Source organism: Alloiococcus sp. CFN-8 (assembly GCF_049943125.1).
In the GTDB taxonomy this organism is placed as follows: Bacteria; Bacillota; Clostridia; order Clostridiales; family Clostridiaceae; genus JAEXZL01.
On sequence record NZ_CP188040.1, the window covers coordinates 3,456,803 to 3,476,611 of the forward strand.

General features: G+C 33.2%; 18 protein-coding genes and 1 tRNA gene. All 19 read left to right on the top strand.

Going from position 1 to position 19,809, the window contains the following annotated elements; all coding sequences use genetic code 11:
• The first annotated feature begins 84 nt into the window (after nucleotides 1-84).
• The 19 genes from ACPWSR_RS16245 (at nucleotide 85) to pknB (ending at nucleotide 19,724) form a co-directional block, all read left to right on the top strand.
• On the top strand, nucleotides 85-1,398 hold the full coding sequence (locus ACPWSR_RS16245; protein WP_426349272.1) for a DUF512 domain-containing protein: 1,314 nt from the start codon (nucleotides 85-87) through the stop codon (nucleotides 1,396-1,398).
• A gap of 2 nt (nucleotides 1,399-1,400) precedes the next feature.
• A complete protein-coding gene (gene der / locus ACPWSR_RS16250; protein ID WP_426349273.1) occupies nucleotides 1,401-2,717 on the top strand; it encodes a ribosome biogenesis GTPase Der in 1,317 nt (438 codons plus the stop codon).
• A gap of 1 nt (nucleotide 2,718) precedes the next feature.
• Nucleotides 2,719-3,711 carry an NAD(P)H-dependent glycerol-3-phosphate dehydrogenase gene (locus ACPWSR_RS16255; RefSeq protein WP_426349274.1) on the top strand — a complete coding sequence of 331 codons (993 nt, stop codon included), beginning with the start codon at nucleotides 2,719-2,721 and terminating at the stop codon, nucleotides 3,709-3,711.
• Between the two features lie 134 nt (nucleotides 3,712-3,845).
• Nucleotides 3,846-5,324, top strand: coding sequence for a stage IV sporulation protein A (gene spoIVA / locus ACPWSR_RS16260; RefSeq protein ID WP_426349275.1), 1,479 nt, complete (start codon nucleotides 3,846-3,848; stop codon nucleotides 5,322-5,324).
• A gap of 116 nt (nucleotides 5,325-5,440) precedes the next feature.
• Nucleotides 5,441-5,516 (top strand) — tRNA-Pro (locus ACPWSR_RS16265).
• Nucleotides 5,517-5,918: 402 nt separating this feature from the next.
• Nucleotides 5,919-6,905, top strand: a complete 987-nt coding sequence (locus tag ACPWSR_RS16270) for an asparaginase (protein WP_426349276.1) — start codon at nucleotides 5,919-5,921, stop codon at nucleotides 6,903-6,905.
• Between the two features lie 271 nt (nucleotides 6,906-7,176).
• On the top strand, nucleotides 7,177-8,058 hold the full coding sequence (locus ACPWSR_RS16275) for a YicC/YloC family endoribonuclease (RefSeq protein ID WP_426349277.1): 882 nt from the start codon (nucleotides 7,177-7,179) through the stop codon (nucleotides 8,056-8,058).
• 13 nt (nucleotides 8,059-8,071) lie between these two features.
• Complete coding sequence (gene remA, locus ACPWSR_RS16280) at nucleotides 8,072-8,341, top strand: extracellular matrix/biofilm regulator RemA (RefSeq protein WP_426349278.1); 270 nt, start codon at nucleotides 8,072-8,074, stop codon at nucleotides 8,339-8,341.
• Nucleotides 8,341-8,940, top strand: coding sequence for a guanylate kinase (gene gmk / locus ACPWSR_RS16285; RefSeq protein WP_426349279.1), 600 nt, complete (start codon nucleotides 8,341-8,343; stop codon nucleotides 8,938-8,940). The genes remA and gmk overlap by 1 nt, the downstream gene beginning before the upstream one ends.
• 23 nt (nucleotides 8,941-8,963) lie before the next feature.
• The gene (rpoZ, locus tag ACPWSR_RS16290) at nucleotides 8,964-9,170 is read left to right on the top strand and encodes a DNA-directed RNA polymerase subunit omega (protein WP_426349280.1); all 207 of its coding nucleotides are present in this window, start codon (nucleotides 8,964-8,966) and stop codon (nucleotides 9,168-9,170) included.
• 1 nt (nucleotide 9,171) lies between these two features.
• On the top strand, nucleotides 9,172-10,359 hold the full coding sequence (gene coaBC, locus ACPWSR_RS16295) for a bifunctional phosphopantothenoylcysteine decarboxylase/phosphopantothenate--cysteine ligase CoaBC (RefSeq protein ID WP_426349281.1): 1,188 nt from the start codon (nucleotides 9,172-9,174) through the stop codon (nucleotides 10,357-10,359).
• A gap of 53 nt (nucleotides 10,360-10,412) precedes the next feature.
• A complete protein-coding gene (priA, locus tag ACPWSR_RS16300; RefSeq protein ID WP_426349282.1) occupies nucleotides 10,413-12,605 on the top strand; it encodes a primosomal protein N' in 2,193 nt (730 codons plus the stop codon).
• Between the two features lie 31 nt (nucleotides 12,606-12,636).
• Entirely contained in the window at nucleotides 12,637-13,086 is a 450-nt protein-coding gene (def, locus tag ACPWSR_RS16305; protein WP_426349283.1) for a peptide deformylase, read from the top strand.
• A gap of 1 nt (nucleotide 13,087) precedes the next feature.
• Nucleotides 13,088-14,026, top strand: a complete 939-nt coding sequence (gene fmt / locus ACPWSR_RS16310) for a methionyl-tRNA formyltransferase (protein WP_426349284.1) — start codon at nucleotides 13,088-13,090, stop codon at nucleotides 14,024-14,026.
• 1 nt (nucleotide 14,027) lies between these two features.
• A complete protein-coding gene (locus ACPWSR_RS16315; RefSeq protein ID WP_426349285.1) occupies nucleotides 14,028-14,708 on the top strand; it encodes a zinc metallopeptidase in 681 nt (226 codons plus the stop codon).
• An 8-nt stretch (nucleotides 14,709-14,716) separates the two neighbouring features.
• Nucleotides 14,717-16,036 (top strand): 16S rRNA (cytosine(967)-C(5))-methyltransferase RsmB, encoded by a 1,320-nt coding sequence (rsmB, locus tag ACPWSR_RS16320; protein WP_426349286.1) that lies wholly within the window; start codon nucleotides 14,717-14,719, stop codon nucleotides 16,034-16,036.
• 4 nt (nucleotides 16,037-16,040) lie between these two features.
• Complete coding sequence (gene rlmN / locus ACPWSR_RS16325) at nucleotides 16,041-17,069, top strand: 23S rRNA (adenine(2503)-C(2))-methyltransferase RlmN (protein ID WP_426349287.1); 1,029 nt, start codon at nucleotides 16,041-16,043, stop codon at nucleotides 17,067-17,069.
• A gap of 14 nt (nucleotides 17,070-17,083) precedes the next feature.
• Complete coding sequence (locus ACPWSR_RS16330; RefSeq protein ID WP_426349288.1) at nucleotides 17,084-17,803, top strand: Stp1/IreP family PP2C-type Ser/Thr phosphatase; 720 nt, start codon at nucleotides 17,084-17,086, stop codon at nucleotides 17,801-17,803.
• A gap of 1 nt (nucleotide 17,804) precedes the next feature.
• The gene (gene pknB / locus ACPWSR_RS16335) at nucleotides 17,805-19,724 is read left to right on the top strand and encodes a Stk1 family PASTA domain-containing Ser/Thr kinase (RefSeq protein ID WP_426349289.1); all 1,920 of its coding nucleotides are present in this window, start codon (nucleotides 17,805-17,807) and stop codon (nucleotides 19,722-19,724) included.
• The last annotated feature ends 85 nt before the right edge of the window (nucleotides 19,725-19,809 follow it).

Here is a 19,809-nt window from a genome sequence, read left to right on the forward strand (position 1 = left end):
TAAGGTGATAATTGTTTAATTATTGACTATAGCTTATTATTACTGTAATATAACTAATTGATAACCATTATGGGGAGTGACTGCATGAAGAATATTATATCAAAGATAAAGCCCGATAGTATTGCTATGGAGCTTGGTTTAGAAGCGGGAGATAAACTTGTTTCTATTAATGGTACTGAAGTTCATGATATAATTGATTATAAATTTTTAATCACTGATGAAGAGATAGTTGTAGAGATAGAAAAAAATCACGGAGAACATTGGGAACTAGAAATAGAAAAAGATTATGATGAGGATTTAGGTATCGAGTTTGAAAATTCAATAATGGATGGTGCTAGGAGCTGTAGAAATAAGTGCATCTTTTGTTTTATTGATCAGCTTCCAAAGGGGATGAGAGAATCCTTATATTTTAAGGATGATGATTCAAGACTTTCTTTTTTACAGGGTAACTTTGTAACACTAACAAATATGACTGATGCGGACATCGATAGAATCATTAGATATAGGATTAGTCCTATTAATATTTCTGTACATACAACTAATCCTGAGTTGAGAAAGAAGATGCTTAAAAATAGATTTGCCGGTGATATTTTTGAAAGGCTTAAAAGATTAGCAGAAGCAGGAATATCCTCAAAGGCTCAGATAGTATTAGTTCCTGGCGTAAATGATGGAGAGGAACTAAAGAAGACTATAGAGGATTTATTCTCACTCTATCCTAATCTAGAAGGGGTAGCTTGCGTACCTGTAGGTATTACTAAATATAGGGAAGGATTACCTGTCCTTAAAACCTTTAATAAAGAAAGTGCTTTGAAGGAGATCATGCTTGTAAAGGAGCTTCAAAATAAATATCAAAAGCTTATAGGAGAGCCCTTTGTAAGATTATCTGATGAATTTTATGTAATGGCAGAGGAAGAGGTTCCTTCTAAAGAATTCTATCAAGGTTTTTCTCAATTAGAAGATGGTGTAGGAATGATCAGGATTCTTAGAGAAAATATTAATAAAACTCTGGGAGCCTTGGATAAAGAGAATAAGGGTGAGTTTACCATTATTACAGGAGCTTCAGGTTATAAAGAGCTTCTTAACTGTGCCAATATTATTGAAGAATACAGTTCTAACATAAAACTGAAGGTTTTGAAAGTAATAAATGAATTCTTTGGTGAAACTATAACAGTAGTAGGGCTGTTAACAGGTATGGATATAGTTAATGCGTTAAAAAAAGGTGACTCTTATAAAAAGGTGATAATCCCCAGCAATGTCCTAAGAGCTGGAGAAAGAATTTTTTTAGATGATATGACTATTGAGGATGTTGAAAGATTGACGGATTGTAAAATAATCATTGCTGACTATTCAGGTGAAGACCTGATTGATTGTTTAAATAAGGAGTTAAAGGAGGAATAGTTATGGCAAAACCTATTGTTGCAATAGTTGGAAGACCAAATGTAGGAAAGTCTACTCTGTTCAATAAGCTAGCAGGAAAACGAATTTCAATAGTAGAGGATAGACCTGGTGTTACTCGTGATAGAGTATATGCAGAAGCTGAATGGTTAAATTATAAATTTACAATAATAGATACTGGTGGTATAGAACCAGAAAATAGTGATATTATTTTAACACAAATGAAGCGTCAAGCAGAGATAGCTATCGAAACAGCAGACACTATTATATTTATTGTAGATGGTAAGGAAGGGCTTACACCAGCAGATTATGAAGTTGCTGATATGCTCAGAAAAAGCAAAAAGGATATTGTTTTAGTAGTAAATAAGATAGATTCTTTAAAGGAAGAAAATAATGCTTATGAATTCTATAATCTAGGTATTGGAGATCCAATTACCATATCTTCTACTCAAGGTTTAGGTTTGGGGGATATGCTTGACAAGGTTGTAGAAAGATTTAAAGATTATTTTGAAGAGGAAGAAGAAGAAGAAATAATTAAGATAGCAGTTGTAGGTAAACCGAATGTGGGTAAATCATCTCTTATAAACAAATTGCTAGGTGAAAATAGGGTGATAGTAAGTGATGTACCTGGTACTACAAGAGATGCAATTGATAGCCCTCTTGAAAATGAATTAGGAAAATTTTTACTTATAGATACGGCTGGTCTTAGAAGAAAGAGCAAGGTTAAGGAAGAGATAGAAAGATATAGTGTAGTTAGAACCTTAACTGCTGTTGATAGAAGCGATGTTATAATATTAATGATAGATGCACAAGAAGGTGTAACTGATCAGGATGAAAAGATAATAGGGTACGCTCATGAACAAAATAAAGCTATAATGGTTATCGTTAATAAATGGGATCTTATAGAAAAAGATGATAAAACCATGGAAAAATATAAAAAAGATATAGCTTCAAATCTTAACTTTATTAGCTACGCCCCTTATTTGTTCATTTCTGCATTAACTGGTCAAAGGGTACATAAGGTCTTAAACTTTGCGAAGCTTTGCTATACAAACTATTCAAAAAGAATATCAACTGGTGTTCTAAATGAGGTCATTAATAGAGCGGTACTCATGAAGGAGCCTCCAGTAGTGGGACTTAAAAGGCTTAAGATATATTATGCCACTCAAGTTGCAACTAAGGCACCTACCTTTGTTTTCTTTGTTAATGACAAAAATTCTCTTCATTTTTCTTATGGAAGATACTTAGAAAATCAAATTAGAGACAGCTTTGATTTTAGAGGTACTGGAATTAAGATAGAATACAGAGAAAGGAAAGATTGATATGCCTTCTGTAGCTTTTTTAGGAGCTGGCAGCTTCGGAACGGCTTTAGCTATACATCTTGCTAACTCAGGCTGTGAGGTGAAGCTATGGGATAGAAAAGCACAGCTCATAGATGAAATAAATAATACTAGAAAAAACACAAAATATTCTAGGGATAGTATTATACCTACTAATATAACAGGATATAAAGAGCTACAAGAGGCTTTAAAAGACTGCGAATTTGTTGTTCTAGCGGTACCCTCACATGCCATAAGAGACCTTTGTAGAAGCATAAAAGGTTTCATTGATGAAAAGGCAATAATAATTAATATTGCAAAAGGTATTGAAGTAGATACAAAACTAAGATTATCTCAGGTGATTAATGAAGAGCTACAAAATCCAGTGGTTGTTCTCACTGGACCAAGTCATGCTGAAGAGGTGCTGCTTAAAATGCCTACCTCAATAGTAGCTTCATCACTTTCTAATGATCATGCTGAGAAGGTGCAGGATTTATTCATGAGTAATTACTTTAGAGTTTATACCAATGAAGACTTAGTTGGAGTGGAAATTGGTGGTGCAGTAAAAAATATCATTGCCTTTGCTGCAGGAATCTGTGATGGAATTGGCTATGGAGATAATTCTAAAGCTGCGTTAATTACACGAGGAATGAAAGAAATTACAAGAATTGGAGAAGTCTTGGGAGGTAAAGCTGATACATTTTCAGGTCTTACAGGAATGGGGGATCTTATTGTTACCTGCACAAGTCCTCATAGTAGAAATAGAAAAGCTGGTATTTTAATAGGTCAAGGAAAATCATTGGAGGAGGCCACCGCTGAAGTAGGTATGATAGTAGAAGGGGTTAAGGCCTGCAGGGCTTTTTATGAACTTAAGGAAGAGCTGCAAGTTGATATGCCTATTACCGATGTTCTTTATGGAATTCTATTTAAAGGCTTAAATCCTACTGATGCAGTGGAAAAACTCATGAGCAGAGATAAGAAGAATGAAATGTATTGATAATACGGAGTTACTACTCCGTATTTTTCTTTTTAATAAGTTTTTAGTTTACTAATAAAATGTTAGCATATTTCAGTGAGAGCCAGAGTATATATGTATTGTTAATACTAAGTTATATGACAGGGAGGTATATCTTGGATAATTTTAACATATATAAAGATATAGCTGAAAGGACCCAGGGAGATATATATGTTGGTGTTGTAGGACCAGTTAGAACTGGTAAATCTACCTTCATAAAGCGCTTCATGGATATGATGGTTATACCTAAGATTGAAAATGCTTATAAAAAAGAAAGAGCAAAGGATGAACTTCCGCAAAGTGGTTCAGGGAAGAGCATCCATACTACTGAGCCTAAATTCGTACCTAACGAAGCAGTTGAAATCAACATCGGAGAAGGGATTAAATTTAGGGTTAGATTAGTTGACTGTGTAGGCTATATAGTTAAAGCAGCTCTAGGCTACTTAGAGGGTGAAAATCCTAAAATGGTTACTACACCTTGGTTTGATTATGAAATTCCTTTTCAGGATGCCGCTGAAATTGGTACAAGAAAAGTAATAAATGATCATTCAACAATAGGAGTTCTAATAACCACCGATGGGTCAATAGCAGATATTCCTAGAAATGAATATGTAGAAGCGGAAGAAAGGGTAGTTAAGGAATTAAAGGATATTAATAAACCCTTTATAGTACTGTTAAATTCAAAAAATAGTAGCTCAAAGGAAACACAAGAGCTAAGGGGAGCTCTAGAAGAGAAATATGATGTTCCCGTAGAAGTGATGGATGTACTTAATATGACAGAAGAAGATGTAAAAGAGATATTCAGACGTGTACTTAAAGAATTTCCTGTAAAAGAGATAAATATCGATATGCCTGAGTGGATAGAAAAGTTGGAAATAAATCATTGGTTGAAACGTGATTTTATAAACATAGTCAAAGATATGGCCAAAAACATATTTAGGGTTAGGGATATTGGAAGCTATTTTGATTCAAAAGTAAATCATGAAAACCTAGATAGCTCCAATGTAGCTGAAATGAATATGGGTGAAGGCATTGCAAGAGTAGTATTATCTCCAAAACCAGGGATATTTTATAGCATATTGAGCGAGCTCTGCTCCATGGATATCGCTGGAGAAACTGAGCTGCTTAACGCTATTAAAATTTTGAATGAAGCTAAAATTGAATATGATAAAATAGCTGATGCTCTGAGAGATGTTCGAGAAACCGGTTATGGAATGGTAGCGCCACAAATATATGAAATGAAATTTGATGATCCTGAGAAGGTAGAGAGTAAAAATAAACATGGAATTAAGCTGAAAGCCAGTGCTCCAAGTCTTCATTTTATTAAATCTAACATACAAACCGAAATTACACCTTTTGTAGGAGAAGAAAGAGAAAGCGAAGAATTGGTAAAAACACTTCTTGAAAAGTTTGATACTAATCCTCAGGAATTCTGGCAGACAAATCTTTTTGGTAAGTCTTTAGAAGTGCTGGTAAAAGAGGGGCTTCAAAATAAACTATTTAGAATGCCCGAAGATATTCAAATGAAGATACAGATAACCTTAGAAAGAATTATAAATGAAGGCACAGGCGGATTAATCTGTATAATATTATAGTAATATTAGAAGTCGGAGATGCATATTACTTCTCCGGCTTTTTCTAGAAAAAAATATTTTTGGTGCTTGATTAATATAAAAACATCTATTATAATTACATATGTGCTTAAAAATAGCTGGGTATGGCGCAGATGGTAGCGCGCATGAATGGGGTTCATGAGGTCGCTGGTTCAAATCCAGTTACCCAGACCAAAAACCGTAGAGTTTCATAAAGAAGCTTTTCGGTTTTTTTTATTAATTATACTCTATTACTCTCTACGAAATTAGAATAAAAGCAGTCTATTGGAACATAATATTAATAATATTCATTATGTTTAGGAGGAGAGCAAAATGAGTCATACTACAGGCAAAAAAGAAGTTAAAAGTAAAGGTCATAAAAATGATGAGATGAAAACAATACGCGATGAAGATATGAAAAAGCAAAAATAAATGTTATAACAGGGATATTGATACAAAGCTATGGATGAATTATAATATACCATGGCTTTTTCTTATAATTAAAAATAAAATGATAGAATTTTCCAATTAATATAGTATAGTACAATTTATTGAGTTAAAATTAATTTGAAGTAATGATACCTCAGGAGGATTATAATGAAAAACATAGGGATAGTATTTAATGGGGGAACAATATCCATGAAGGTGGATCCAAAATTACAGGCAGCTGTACCTGGACTCACGGGAGAAGAAATCATGTCAATGGTAACTGGGATTGAAAATTATGCTAACATAACATCTTATAATTTTTCTTCTCTTCCAAGTCCACATGTAACACCGGAGATAATGCTGAAATTATCTAAATTCATACAAGAGTTAATAGATAGGGAAGAAATAGATGGACTGGTTGTTACTCATGGGACAGACTCCTTAGAAGAAACTGCATATTTAGTAGATTTGACGGTAAATACTAATAAACCAATAGTATTCACTGGTTCAATGCGCAGCAGCTCTGAGCTAGGGTATGATGGGCCATCTAACCTAGCTGCTTCAATCTGTACTGCAATCTCTGAAGAGGCAATGGGAAGAGGAGTTTTAGTTTGTTTTAATGGTGATTTAAATTGTGCTTCAGAGGTTGTAAAAGCAAATTCTATGGCACTGAATGCTTTTCAAACCCCAAACTTTGGACCTATAGGAATAGTAGACAATAACAACGTAATGTTTTATAGGAATAGTATAAAGAAAAATCCAATAAAGATTGATACCTTAGAGGATAGGGTAACGCTGATTAAATGTGTTTCAGGTATGGATTCAAGATATATAAATTTCTGCTTGGATCAAGGGGATAAGGGAATAGTTATTGAAGGAATGGGAAGAGGTAATATACCTCCAATGATGGTTGATGGTATTAAAAGAGCTATATCCTTAAATGTTCCCGTTGTGCTTGTGTCACGCTGTCATGAAGGGCGGGTATTTGCGTCCTATGGATATGAAGGTGGCGGTAAGGATTTAAGAAATTTAGGTGTTATTTTTGGAGATAATCTATCCGGTCAAAAGGCTCGAATAAAATTAATAGCTGCATTAAGTCACAAGGATTCATTAGATGAGATAAAAAAATATTTTGAAGGAAATCTGTATAATTAGAGACAATAAAGCTATGATTTAATCATGGCTTTTAAATATTCTTTCAGGCTTTATGAATAATAATATACAAAATTAAAATTATGTAAACCAAATTTCTATAAAAAAATAAAAATATGTTTATAGTGCATAATAATAAAATCAATAAACTGACGGAATTGTGAGATAATCAGAAAGAATTCAAGATATTCAAAGCAATTTAATAAAAACTATTGATAATTAACTCATTTCTTTTGTATAATAATATTTATGATATGAGAGGAGGCTTCCTTTAATGATAAATAGTATGACTGGGTTCGGCAGAGCCTCTACTAATAGTGAAGCAAATAAAGTTTTCACCGTTGAAATAAGAAGCGTAAACCATAGATATTTAGATTTAAACATAAAATCACCTAAAAGTTTATTTTCTTTGGAAGAAAAAATAAGAAAAATAATCACCTCGTCTTTAAGTAGAGGTAAGGTAGATGTTTTTATCACCTACAAGAATTATTCACGGCAAGACGTGGAAGCAAAAGTTAACTTTAATCTTGCAGATAGTTATTATAAGGCTCTTAATGAGCTTAATAGTAGATATGCGCTTAAAGATGATTTTTCCCTATCTTTAATAGCTCGATTCCCAGAAATAATATATACTGAAGAAAAAGAAGAAAATATCGAAGAAATATGGATAGAATTAGAGAAGGCTATTTCTTCTTCTCTAAATGCCTTAAAAGCCATGCGCCTAAGAGAAGGAGAAAAATTAAAAACCGATATCATAGATAAATGTAATAATATAATTGTTAATCTGAAAAAAGTAGAAGTTTTTTCTCACGAGATCGTAAATAATTATAAAAATAAATTAATGGATAGATTAACTGAACTACTAGCCAATATACCTATAGATGAAAATAGAATCAGCCTTGAGCTAGCTATATTCGCTGATAAATCAAGTATTGACGAAGAGGTTACAAGATTATATAGTCATATAGATCAACTTAAAAATTCCTTAGACTTAGAGGAGCCTATAGGTAGGAAGTTAGATTTCATTGTTCAAGAAATGAACAGAGAAGCAAATACAATTGCATCTAAGTCAGCTGACATTGAAATAACAAATATTGCTCTTAATATTAAAAATGACATAGAAAAGATAAGAGAACAAATACAGAATATTGAATAATAGGAGGCAAGCAATGAATATCAAATTAATTAATATTGGTTTTGGTAATATAGTTTCTGCAAATAGATTAGTTGCAATTGTTAGTCCTGAATCCGCACCCATTAAAAGAATCATTCAAGAAGCAAGAGACAGAGGTATGTTAATTGATGCTACTTATGGAAGAAGAACAAGAGCTGTTATAATAACTGATAGCGATCATGTAATTCTTTCTGCTGTTCAACCGGAGACTGTAGCTCATAGATTATCTTCCAAGGATGATGTTGCTGACGAGGTACTAGACTAATGCCCCAAAAGGGATTGTTGGTTATTATTTCTGGTCCTTCAGGAGCTGGAAAAGGTACTATCTGCAAGAGCTTTGTTGAAAGGAATGACTGCTGGATTTCAGTATCAGCTACAACTAGACAACCGAGGATAGGAGAAGTAGAAGGAATAAATTATTTTTTTATGTCTAGGGAAGAATTCGAAAATAAAATAGCAGATAATGACTTTTTAGAATATGCAGAAGTATACGGAAACCTATACGGAACACCAAAGTCTAGAGTTGAAGATATTCTAAATTCCGGTAAAGATGTAATTTTAGAAATTGATATACAGGGTGCTATGCAGGTTAAGGAAAGAGTTAAAGAAGGAGTTTTTATATTTATTATGCCTCCATCCATGGAGGAATTGAAACAAAGAATAATTAAAAGGGGAAGTGAAACACCTGAATCTTTAAGTAAAAGATTTGCTTCTGCCTTTGAAGAGATGAATTTTATTTCTAAGTATGATTATGCTGTAGTAAATGATACAGTTGAACTCGCTGTTAAGAAGGTTGAAAGCATTATAACAGCTGAAAAATGCAGGGTAGGTAGAATAATAGAGAATAACGTACATATAAAATAAGGAGGGTTATAATGAATAATTCAATGATTAATCCATCAATAGTTGATCTATTAGATAAAGTTGATAATAGATATTCTTTAGTTATAGTAACTTCAAAGAGAGCTAGACAGATAATTGACGGAGCTGAAAAATTAACTGACACTAAGTCAAACAAGGCTCTTACCTTAGCTATCAATGAGGTTAATGATAATCAAATTAGTTATGAAACCTTAAAAGAAGGTTACAAATAAAATGCAAAAAAAATGTATTGTTGTAGGAGTAACAGGTGGCATTGCTGCCTATAAGGCGCTAGATGTTATTAGTAAATTGAAAAAGCTTGATTTCGAGATTCATGTAATAATGACTAAGTCTGCATGTGAGTTTGTAACTCCTCTTAGTTTTCAAGCACTAAGCCAGAATCCAGTAATTACAGATATGTTTGAGGAGCCTAAAGCTTGGGAGATACAGCATATTTCCCTAGCAAAAAAAGCTGATTTAATCCTTGTCTGTCCGGGTACTGCTAATATCATAGGTAAAATTGCTAACGGTATAGCTGATGATATGCTTACTACCACAGTAATGGCTACCACCGCTCCTATTATTATTGCTCCTGCCATGAACACAAACATGTACTCTAACCCTATTGTGCAGGGTAACATAGAAAAATTAAAAGCCTTTGGATATAATTTTATTGATCCTGATGAGGGTAGGTTGGCCTGTGGAGATTTGGGTAAGGGTAAGCTAGCAGATACTGAAACAATAGTGAGTTCTGTTACTACATTTTTATACGAAACCAAGGATTTGATCGGCAAAAAAGTTTTAGTAACTGCTGGTCCTACCATTGCACCAATAGATCCCGTTAGATGTATAACCAATCACTCTAGCGGCAAGATGGGATATGCCATCGCTGAGGAAGCTCGTGACAGAGGTGCAGAAGTATATCTTATATCTGGGCCAACAGCTGTTAAACCACCTATAGGAGTAAATATAAAGTATATTGAAACTAATTCTGAAATGTTAAATAGTGTATTGGATATATATGATGAAATGGATATAATTATAAAGAGCGCCGCCGTTTCTGATTATAAAATAAAGGAATTTTTTAATGAGAAAATCAAAAAGAATAACAACGATTTTTCTCTAGAGCTTGTTAAAGACACAGATATATTAAAAACCTTAGGAGAAAAAAAGAAAAATCAAATACTAGTAGGCTTTGCTGCAGAGAGTAATGATGTTATAGCTTATGCTACAGAAAAAATCGTCAAGAAAAATCTTGATTATATCGTTGCTAATGATATAACTCAAATAGATGGCGGCTTTAATTCCAATAATAACACTGTCACTATTCTATCTAAAGAAGGAAAGATTCTTGAGCTAGATAAAATGAACAAAAGAGCTGTAGCAAAAAATCTTTTTGATTTTATCAATAAGGAGCGCTAAGGCGCTTTTTTATTTTCCCCCTCAAAAATACACCTTAAAAGGATGTGAAATACATGTTTGCAGGGATAATAGTTAATAGCGAATCCATAGCTTTAGATAAAATTTTTACATATAAAGTTCCAGAAGACCTGGAAGATAAGCTTAAGATAGGGCAAATAGTAAATATACCTTTTGGAAGAGGTAATAAGTTAGTAATGGGTTTTGTTTACTCTATTAATAACGAAATACAGAGCGATTATAATAAAATCAAAAGCATTCATTCCATTAAAATTGTTGAAGAGACTTTTACTGAAGACAATATTAATCTTATTGAATACATAAAAGAGAATTACCTTTCAACTTATTTAGAAGCATTAAAACTATTTATACCAACGGGAATCCTTTCTGGGGCAAGAAGAAAAACGAAAATGGTATTGTATACTGGAAAAGCTTTGGATGATAAGTATGACAAAGACCCATATAAATCAATTTTTAACTTGATTAAATTTAATGAGGGTAAATTTATTAAGAATGATATATGTCAAAGACTTAATATATCTACTAGCCCGCTGAATACTTTAATAAAGCATGGATATATTACTGCTGGTGATAAAGTAGTTAATAGATATAACACTAGAGAATATGAAGCTTACCTAAAAAAGGATCTCAGCGAAGCACAAAAAGATGTATTTAATGAAATAATTTTAGGAGAGAATAATGTTTATCTTCTCAAAGGTGTAACAGGCTCAGGAAAAACAGAAGTATATATGAATCTTGTGGAAGAATATATGAAGCGAGGTAAAAGCTCTATAGTACTTGTACCTGAAATTGCTTTAACTCCTCAAATGGTAGAGAGATTTAAAGGACGTTTTGGACGAGACATTGCTATATTTCACAGCAGATTATCAGATGGTGAAAGGTTTGATGAATGGTATAGAGTTAAGGAAGGGAAAGCTAAGCTTGCTATAGGAGCTAGATCTGCTTTGTTCCTTCCCTTTTCTAACCTTGGATTAATAATTGTTGACGAGGAACATGAAAACAGCTACAAATCAGAAAGTGACCCAAAATACCATATTAGAGACATAGCAGTATTTTTAAGTAAAAATAATAACTGCAGGGTAGTATTTGGATCTGCAACACCAAGTATTGAATCTTATCATAATGCAAGGAATGGAGAATATAAGCTAGTTCAATTAAATAACAGAATCGATGGTGCTACCATGCCACTTATAACTCTTGTAGATATGAGGGAAGAACTAAAGAATAATAACCGTTCCATCTTCAGCAAGCAGCTTTATGAGGAGATTAATTTAAGACTTTCAAAAAAAGAGCAAATTATCCTCTTTTTAAATAGACGAGGCTATTCTACCTTTGTTTCATGTAGAAAATGTGGCTTTGTATTTAAATGTCCAAATTGTGATATCTCGCTAACATACCATACTAATGGAAGACTAATTTGTCATTACTGCGGTCATCAAGAAGGCTCAAGAAATACATGTCCAAAGTGCAGTAGTAGCTATGTAAAATATTTCGGAGTAGGTACAGAGAAGCTAGAAAAAGAAATCAATAAAACCTTTCCCAGTGCAAGAACCATAAGAATGGACTTTGACACTACCAGAAAAAAGGACTCTTATGAAGAAATATATAAGACCTTTAAAAATGGAAAGGCTGATATTTTATTAGGAACTCAGATGATAGCTAAAGGACTAGATTTTCCCAATGTAACCTTAGTTGGAGTTATATCCGCAGATTTATCCTTAAACTTACCTGATTTTAGAGCATCAGAAAGAACCTTTCAACTAATAACCCAGGTTGCAGGAAGGGCTGGAAGAGATAAAAAGTTAGGTAAGGTACTAGTGCAGACATATACACCAGAGCATTATAGTCTTCAGCTTGCAAAAAACTATGATTATGAAGGTTTCTACAAGGATGAAATTAAAATAAGAGAATTTATGAGTGACCCACCTTTTTCAAAAATAATGCTTATTAATCTTAGTTCTGAAAAAGAAGAGTTATTAATAAATAAGTCCAATGATGTAGCTATACATCTTAAAAAAGAATATAAATCTGATGAATTTTCTATATTGGGACCATCACCCTGTATAATAGGTAAAATTAAGAGTATGTTTAGATGGCAGATAATTGTAAAGGGCAATATTGCCAATGATACAGCTCACAATATTAAAAATAGCGTCTATAACTTGATTAAAGACGTATATAATGATATAAGAATAAATATAGATATTAATCCAAACAATTTACTGTAAATTATAATAATAAACAAGGAGGGATCTCACAATGGCTTTAAGAAATATAAGAACTGTTGGCGATGATGTTTTAAGAAAAAAGTGTAAAAATGTTGATAATATAAATGATAGAGTTAGAACCCTTATAAAGGATATGTTTGATACTATGTATCATGCGGAAGGCGTAGGCCTTGCAGCTCCTCAGGTGGGAATATTAAAGAGAATATTTGTTGTTGATATTGGTGAAGGTCCATGGGTCTTTATAAATCCTGAAATAACTGAAATGAGTGGCTGTCAAATAGATATAGAAGGTTGTCTAAGCATACCAAATGAGCAGGGAGAAGTTGAAAGGCCTAATATAGTAAAGGTTAAGGCTTTAAATGAAAAGGGAGAAGAATTTACAGTGGTAGCAGAGGGCTTCTTTGCAAGAGCTATCTGTCATGAAAATGATCACTTAAATGGCATTCTCTATACCGATAAACTCTATAGTAAGGAGAGCTAATATGAAAATAGTTTTTATGGGAACTCCAGACTTTTCAGTTCCTTCATTAAAAGCACTAGCTGAAAGCCATGATGTTGCAGCTGTTTTTACTCAACCAGATAGACCTAAAGGCAGAGGTAAAAAACTATCTATGTCTCCTGTGAAAGAGCTGGCATTACAAAAAAACATTCCTGTTCATCAACCGGAAAAGCTTAAAAATAACAATGAAGTTTTTGAGATTATTAAAAGCTATCAACCTGATATTATAGTAGTAGTGGCTTTTGGTCAGATATTACCTAAAGAAATACTACAGCTTCCTAGATATGGCTGTGTAAATTTACACGCATCTCTGCTTCCCAAATATAGAGGTGCAGCTCCTATAAACTGGTCTATAATCAATGGGGAAAAAGAAGCTGGTAATACAACTATGTTAATGGCTGAAGGACTAGATACTGGTGATATGCTATTAAAAGATTCTATAAAACTAGATGAGAATATAAATGCAGGAGAGCTTCATGATATTTTAGCTTCAAGAGGAGCAAAATTGCTAATAGACACATTAGAAGGACTTGAAGCAAATAATATTGTTCCAATGCCTCAAAATGATTCTTTAAGCACCTATGCCTCTATGCTGTCTAAAGAAATGGCCGTGATAGATTGGAATAAAAGTGCCGAGGAGATTCATAATTTTATTAGAGGGCTAAATCCTTGGCCAGTAGCTTATAGTTACTATGAAAATCAAATGTTGAAGATATATGAAAGTGAAGTTACCTCTCAAAAATCTACAGAAAAACCTGGAACTGTAATTGAGGTATCAAAAAGCGGTATAAAAGTATCCTGTGGTATGGGTGTTATTCTTATTAAAAAAATTCAACTTCCTAATTCAAAACCTATGTATGTCAAGGATTATATAAACGGAAATGATTTAAAAGTTAAAGCTTTACTAGGAAAGGAGAAATAATATGTTTTACGACCCAACGTTTTTACTTTTGATTCCAGCTTTAATAATTTCATTTTGGGCTCAAAGCAAGATTTCTAGCACCTATAATAAATATTCTAGAGTTAATAATGCAAATGGTTATACAGCATATCAGGTAGCAAGACAGCTTCTTGATGATGCAGGATTAAGCAGCATTCCTATTGAACAGGTTAGAGGTAACCTAACAGACCATTATGACCCAAAGAACAGAGTTCTTAGGCTTTCTCAAACGGTTTACAGCAGCTCATCCGTTGCATCAATAGGAGTCGCTGCCCATGAAGTAGGTCACGCTATTCAGCATCAAGAAAGCTATATGCCTTTAATCTTTAGAAATACTATTGTTCCTCTAGCAAATATTGGTTCAAGTTTTTCTTGGGGCTTATTTTTCCTAGGTATTGTATTAGGACTTCCAACACTAACTGATATAGGGATAATTCTATTCTCTGCGGTAGTACTTTTTCAGCTAGTGACCCTGCCAGTAGAATTCAATGCTTCAAATAGAGCTATAGAATTACTTGGTAGTAAAAGTATTCTTGTAAGAGATGAATTAACTTCTGCAAAAAAGGTATTAAACGCTGCTGCAATGACTTATATAGCAGCTACACTTATGTCCGTTGCTCAACTATTAAGATTATTATTGTTAAGTAATAGACGTAGAGACTAGGAGGGTCAATGAAGCCAAGAGAAATAGCAGTAAATGTACTAGATGAGGTATTGTATAAGGATGGATATTCCAATCTAATTTTAAATAAAGAGCTAAATAAAAACAATATCGATACCAAGGATAAAGGATTGATTACGGAAATTGTATATGGAACATTAAAGCAAAAATATTCTATAGATAAAGATATACAACTATATTTAGATAGAAAGCTATCCACTTTAGATCAGCATATATTAAATATTTTAAGAGTATCCTTCTATCAGTTAAATTATTTAGATAAGGTTCCGGAGTACGCAATTTTAAACGAAGCAGTAGAAATAGCAAAAAAATACAAAAAAGGACTACAGGGGTTCGTAAATGGTGTTCTTAGGAATCACTTGAGAAAAAGGTTAACTTACTCACCTATCAACAAAATTGATGAGCTATCCTATAAATATTCCTTCGAGCCCTGGATGAGTAAGCTTTTTGTTAATCAATACGGCAATGATAAGGCTACGGAAATTTTAAGAGGTTTAAATTTTAATCCTTTTGTGACATTGAGAGTTAATAGTCTAAAAACTAATTTTAATGATGCCTTTGAGGAATTAAAGTCCATGGGATATGATATAGTTGAAGGACAGCTATCCCCTGATGCACTTCATATAAGAAAGGGAAGTAACATAGACAATAATCCTCTTTTTAAAAGAGGGTGGATTACAGTGCAGGATGAGAGTGCTATGATGGTGACAGAAGTATTATCACCAAAAGCCAATGATGTAGTTTTAGACCTATGTGCAGCCCCTGGTGGGAAAACCACTCATGCAGCGGACCTAATGGGTAATGAAGGTAAAATATTATCTTTTGATATATATGAAAATAAACTTAAAAAAATTAAAGATAATTGTGACAAATTAGGCATACATATAGTCGAGACAAAAGTGATGGATGCTACAGTACTATGTAAGGATTTGGTTTCTATCGCTGACAAAATAATCCTCGATGTTCCTTGCTCTGGTCTAGGTATTATAAGGAAAAAGCCTGAAATCAAATGGACTAAAGGCAAGGAAGATATTAAGTCTCTAATAAATATTCAAAGGAAAATAATAAGTAACGCCATAAGCTATTTAAAGGAAGGTGGAACTTTAGTATATTCTACCTGTACTATAAATAAAGAAGAAAATGAAGAAAATATCCGATGGTTGTTAGAACGATATCCAGAAATGAAACTTGAAAATATATTCTTTGGAAATAGTGATAATTTAATTTATAATAGAGAAGGGGTAACTATACTACCAAATGAATATATGGATGGATTTTTTATTTCTAAACTAACAAAAGACAGTAGGTGAGGTAATGATTAATATCTTAGACCTTAGCCAGGAGGAGCTGAAGAACTGGCTTCAGGATAATAATGAGAAGGCTTTTAGAGCTGAACAGGTCTTTAATTGGATATATAAAGGCCAATGGGATTTTAAAGAAATGAAAAACGTTAATACTTCTGCTATAGATAAATTAACTGCAAATTTTTATATTGGTATTCCTAAAGTATTGGAGAAGCTTTACTCAAAAGATGGAACTATAAAATTGCTTATAGCTTTATCTGACGGAAATGTTATAGAAACAGTAATAATGAAATATAAACATGGAAATTCAATCTGTGTTTCCACTCAGGTAGGCTGCAGAATGGGATGCAGGTTTTGCGCTTCAACCTTAGGAGGTAGGATAAGGGATCTTACCGCTGGAGAGATACTATCACAGATACTTCTTGCTGAAGTGATTATTTCAGGAAAAATATCTAATGTGGTCTTAATGGGAAGTGGTGAACCCTTAGATAACTTTTCCAATGTTATTAAATTTATTGAATTAGTTAACAGTCCTAAAGGTTTAAACATTGGTCAAAGGCACATTACCCTTTCTACCTGTGGACTTGTTCCTAAAATATATGAATTAGCTGATAAAAAGCTACAAATAACCTTAGCTATTTCTCTTCATGCTTCCACTGATGAAAAGCGTAAGGAAATGATGCCTATAGCAAATAGATATTCGATAAATGAAATATTACAGGCCTGTAAGTATTATACTGATAAAACAAACAGAAGGATAACCTTCGAATATGCCCTTGTTAAAGGCTCAAATGATACAAAAGAGGATGCATATAAACTCTGTGATTTGCTTAAGGGCACCTTAAGTCATGTTAATTTAATACCAATCAATGAAGTTACGGAAAGAGAATATCAACGTTCTGAAGATAGAGCTATATTAGAGTTTTATAATATACTAATGTCAAAAGGAATTGAAACTACAATAAGAAGAGAAATGGGTTCAGATATTAATGCGGCCTGTGGCCAGCTAAGAAGAAGTTACATTGATGCGACTAGGTAGATAGGGGTGTTATTATGGTGGGTTATTTAACAGATATAGGAAATTCAAGGCCATTGAATGAGGATTACATCAACTATATCGAAGAAGATAATTTCAAATTATATGTTATAGCTGATGGAATGGGAGGACATAACGCTGGAGAAATAGCAAGCAAGATGGCTGTTGATTCAATTATTGATTACATTAAAAACAACATACAAAATTGTAAAAATGGAGAAATATTAATAAGTGCTGTTAAGGAAGCTAATGAAAAGATTTATAATGCTTCCTTAAACAGTCTTGGTTATAATGGTATGGGAACAACAGTGACTGCCTGTATAATCATTGGTGATAAAACCTATATAGCAAATGTAGGAGATAGCTGTTGTTATATTGTTGAGGAAGATAAAATTTCAAAGATTACTAGGGATCATTCCTTAGTTCAAGAGTTATTGGATGAAGGAAGCATTACTGAAGAGGAAGCCTTTCATCATCCTAATAAAAATATAATAACTAGGGCGGTTGGTACTGGAAGTAATATAGATGTGGATTTATTTGATATCAGCCATATAAACTTCAACTATATAATAATGTGTACAGATGGACTATCTGATGAGTTAGAGAAAGAGGATATATTGAGAATAGTTCACACATCTACAGATATAAACGAGGTTTGTAGATTACTGATTAATACAGCCAAGGAAAGAGGCGGTAAGGACAATATATCTGTGTTGATTATTGGAGGAGAGAAGTAGAATGATTGGAAGAATTCTCGGAGATAGATATGAGCTTATAGAAAAAATAGGTGAAGGTGGTATGGCTGAGGTCTATAAAGCAAAATGTAATAAGCTTAATAGATTTAATGCTATTAAAATACTAAAAGCAGAATTTTCATCGAATCCTGAAATAGTGGATAAATTCAAAAGAGAGGCAACAGCCATTGCCAATCTAAACAATCCAAATATTATTGGTGTTTTAGATGTGGGAAGCCAGGATGGAATAAATTATATAGTGATGGAGTATGTTCAGGGTAAAACTCTTAAGCAGATAATTAGAGAAGCAGGAAAATTATCACCTGAGAGAACAGTGAATATAGCTATACAGATAGCAAAGGCTTTAGATTGTGCTCACAAAAATAACATAATTCATAGGGATATTAAACCACAAAATATACTTATTACTGGCGATGATATAGTAAAGGTATCGGATTTTGGTATAGCAAAGTCAATTAGTTCAGCAACCATGACTCACACTACATCCGTTATGGGATCAGCCCACTATTTTTCACCAGAACAGGCAAAAGGCGCATACCTCGACGCAAGGACTGATATATATTCACTTGGAGTAGTTATGTATGAAATGACTACAGGCAGGCTTCCCTTTGAGGCGGATAATCCAGTGGCTATTGCTTTAATGCATATACAGGATATCCCACGAGCACCAAAGGATTATACACCTAATTTACCTGAAAATCTCAATGCATTAATTCTAAAAGCTATGGAAAAAGAGCCAATAAAAAGGTATCAGAGCAGTCATGATGTCTTATTGGACCTCTTAAAGATTAAAGACAAGGTATCTTTTAATGTAGTTAGTAACGGTATCGATGATGACTTTACTAGAATAATGACACCAGTTAATATAAATAACAAACCTTCAGCTGTAGAAGAGGATTATGAGGATGAAGATGATTTTGAAGATGGTCCAAATAATAAGAAAAAGACCGTACTTCTTCTCGTTCTAATAAGTATAGTAGTACTACTACTAGGTGCATTAGCCGGTTCCTTTATACTTAAGGGGAATAAAAAGTCTGATATAGTTCTAATTCCACAACTAGCCGGGCTATCAAGGGATGAAGCAGAAATTAAGCTAAGAGAACAAGAGTTATTAATGGAAGTTACTGAAGTTAATTCGGAAGAAGAGATCGACACTGTTATCTCAGTATCTCCTACTGAAGGAACAGAAGTCAGAAAAGGAAGTACAGTAAGAGTCACTATTAGTATGGGAGAGGAAAAAGTTATTGTTCCGGATTTAACTAATTATGATATCAATGTAGCTAAACAAATGATAACAGTTTCTAACTTAGAGGTTGGAGATGTAACAATGGAACACAGTGATTCCATTGAAATTGACAAAGTAATTTCTCAGGATCCCGAGGGTAATGAAGAAGTACCAAAGAACACAAAGGTTAATCTAGTCGTAAGCCTAGGTAAAAAATTCGACCCTGTGCAGGTTCCAGATTTATTAGTAGGAATTACTGCTAATGACGCTAAGGTATTATTAGAAGCTAGTGAATTGAAGTTGGGAACTGTATCAGAACAACCAACTGAAGACCAATCGAAGGACGGAAAGGTAATATCTCAAAGTATACCTAAAGGAACAAGTGTTGCTGAAGAGACAGTAGTAGATGTAACCGTAGGAAAATATACTCCTCCATCAATTAAATTTGATGAGCAAGGACTTATTGGTGCTCAGTACGGAAGTGCAAAGAATCAGTTAAGCAATATTGCTTCAAGATATAAATTAACCTATGAATATAAATTAGATGGTAAAACTATAAAAACTCCAGAAGACCAAATGATGATAGATGCGATAACACCTACTGAAGCGCAAGAAGGATCAAAGGTTACTATCACCTTAAAACAAACTGAACCTGAAAGCAGTGAAGATGGAGATTAAAAAAGTATCGGGGCTTCCCCGATACTTTTTTATTGAATTAACTTGGAAAAAAAGTATATTATATAGATATATAACAATATTTATG

Excerpts from the sequence above, each read along its gene's own strand:
- ACPWSR_RS16315 (WP_426349285.1), top strand. The coding sequence starts at position 14,028 with ATGTTTTACGACCCAACGTTTTTACTTTTGATTCCAGCTTTAATAATT.
- gmk (WP_426349279.1), top strand. The coding sequence starts at position 8,341 with ATGCCCCAAAAGGGATTGTTGGTTATTATTTCTGGTCCTTCAGGAGCT.
- pknB (WP_426349289.1), top strand. The coding sequence starts at position 17,805 with ATGATTGGAAGAATTCTCGGAGATAGATATGAGCTTATAGAAAAAATA.
- remA (WP_426349278.1), top strand. The coding sequence starts at position 8,072 with ATGAATATCAAATTAATTAATATTGGTTTTGGTAATATAGTTTCTGCA.
- ACPWSR_RS16275 (WP_426349277.1), top strand. The coding sequence starts at position 7,177 with ATGATAAATAGTATGACTGGGTTCGGCAGAGCCTCTACTAATAGTGAA.
- ACPWSR_RS16255 (WP_426349274.1), top strand. The coding sequence starts at position 2,719 with ATGCCTTCTGTAGCTTTTTTAGGAGCTGGCAGCTTCGGAACGGCTTTA.
- coaBC (WP_426349281.1), top strand. The coding sequence starts at position 9,172 with ATGCAAAAAAAATGTATTGTTGTAGGAGTAACAGGTGGCATTGCTGCC.
- fmt (WP_426349284.1), top strand. The coding sequence starts at position 13,088 with ATGAAAATAGTTTTTATGGGAACTCCAGACTTTTCAGTTCCTTCATTA.
- rlmN (WP_426349287.1), top strand. The coding sequence starts at position 16,041 with ATGATTAATATCTTAGACCTTAGCCAGGAGGAGCTGAAGAACTGGCTT.
- ACPWSR_RS16270 (WP_426349276.1), top strand. The coding sequence starts at position 5,919 with ATGAAAAACATAGGGATAGTATTTAATGGGGGAACAATATCCATGAAG.
- rsmB (WP_426349286.1), top strand. The coding sequence starts at position 14,717 with ATGAAGCCAAGAGAAATAGCAGTAAATGTACTAGATGAGGTATTGTAT.
- def (WP_426349283.1), top strand. The coding sequence starts at position 12,637 with ATGGCTTTAAGAAATATAAGAACTGTTGGCGATGATGTTTTAAGAAAA.
- rpoZ (WP_426349280.1), top strand. The coding sequence starts at position 8,964 with ATGATTAATCCATCAATAGTTGATCTATTAGATAAAGTTGATAATAGA.
- ACPWSR_RS16245 (WP_426349272.1), top strand. The coding sequence starts at position 85 with ATGAAGAATATTATATCAAAGATAAAGCCCGATAGTATTGCTATGGAG.
- der (WP_426349273.1), top strand. The coding sequence starts at position 1,401 with ATGGCAAAACCTATTGTTGCAATAGTTGGAAGACCAAATGTAGGAAAG.
- priA (WP_426349282.1), top strand. The coding sequence starts at position 10,413 with ATGTTTGCAGGGATAATAGTTAATAGCGAATCCATAGCTTTAGATAAA.
- ACPWSR_RS16330 (WP_426349288.1), top strand. The coding sequence starts at position 17,084 with ATGGTGGGTTATTTAACAGATATAGGAAATTCAAGGCCATTGAATGAG.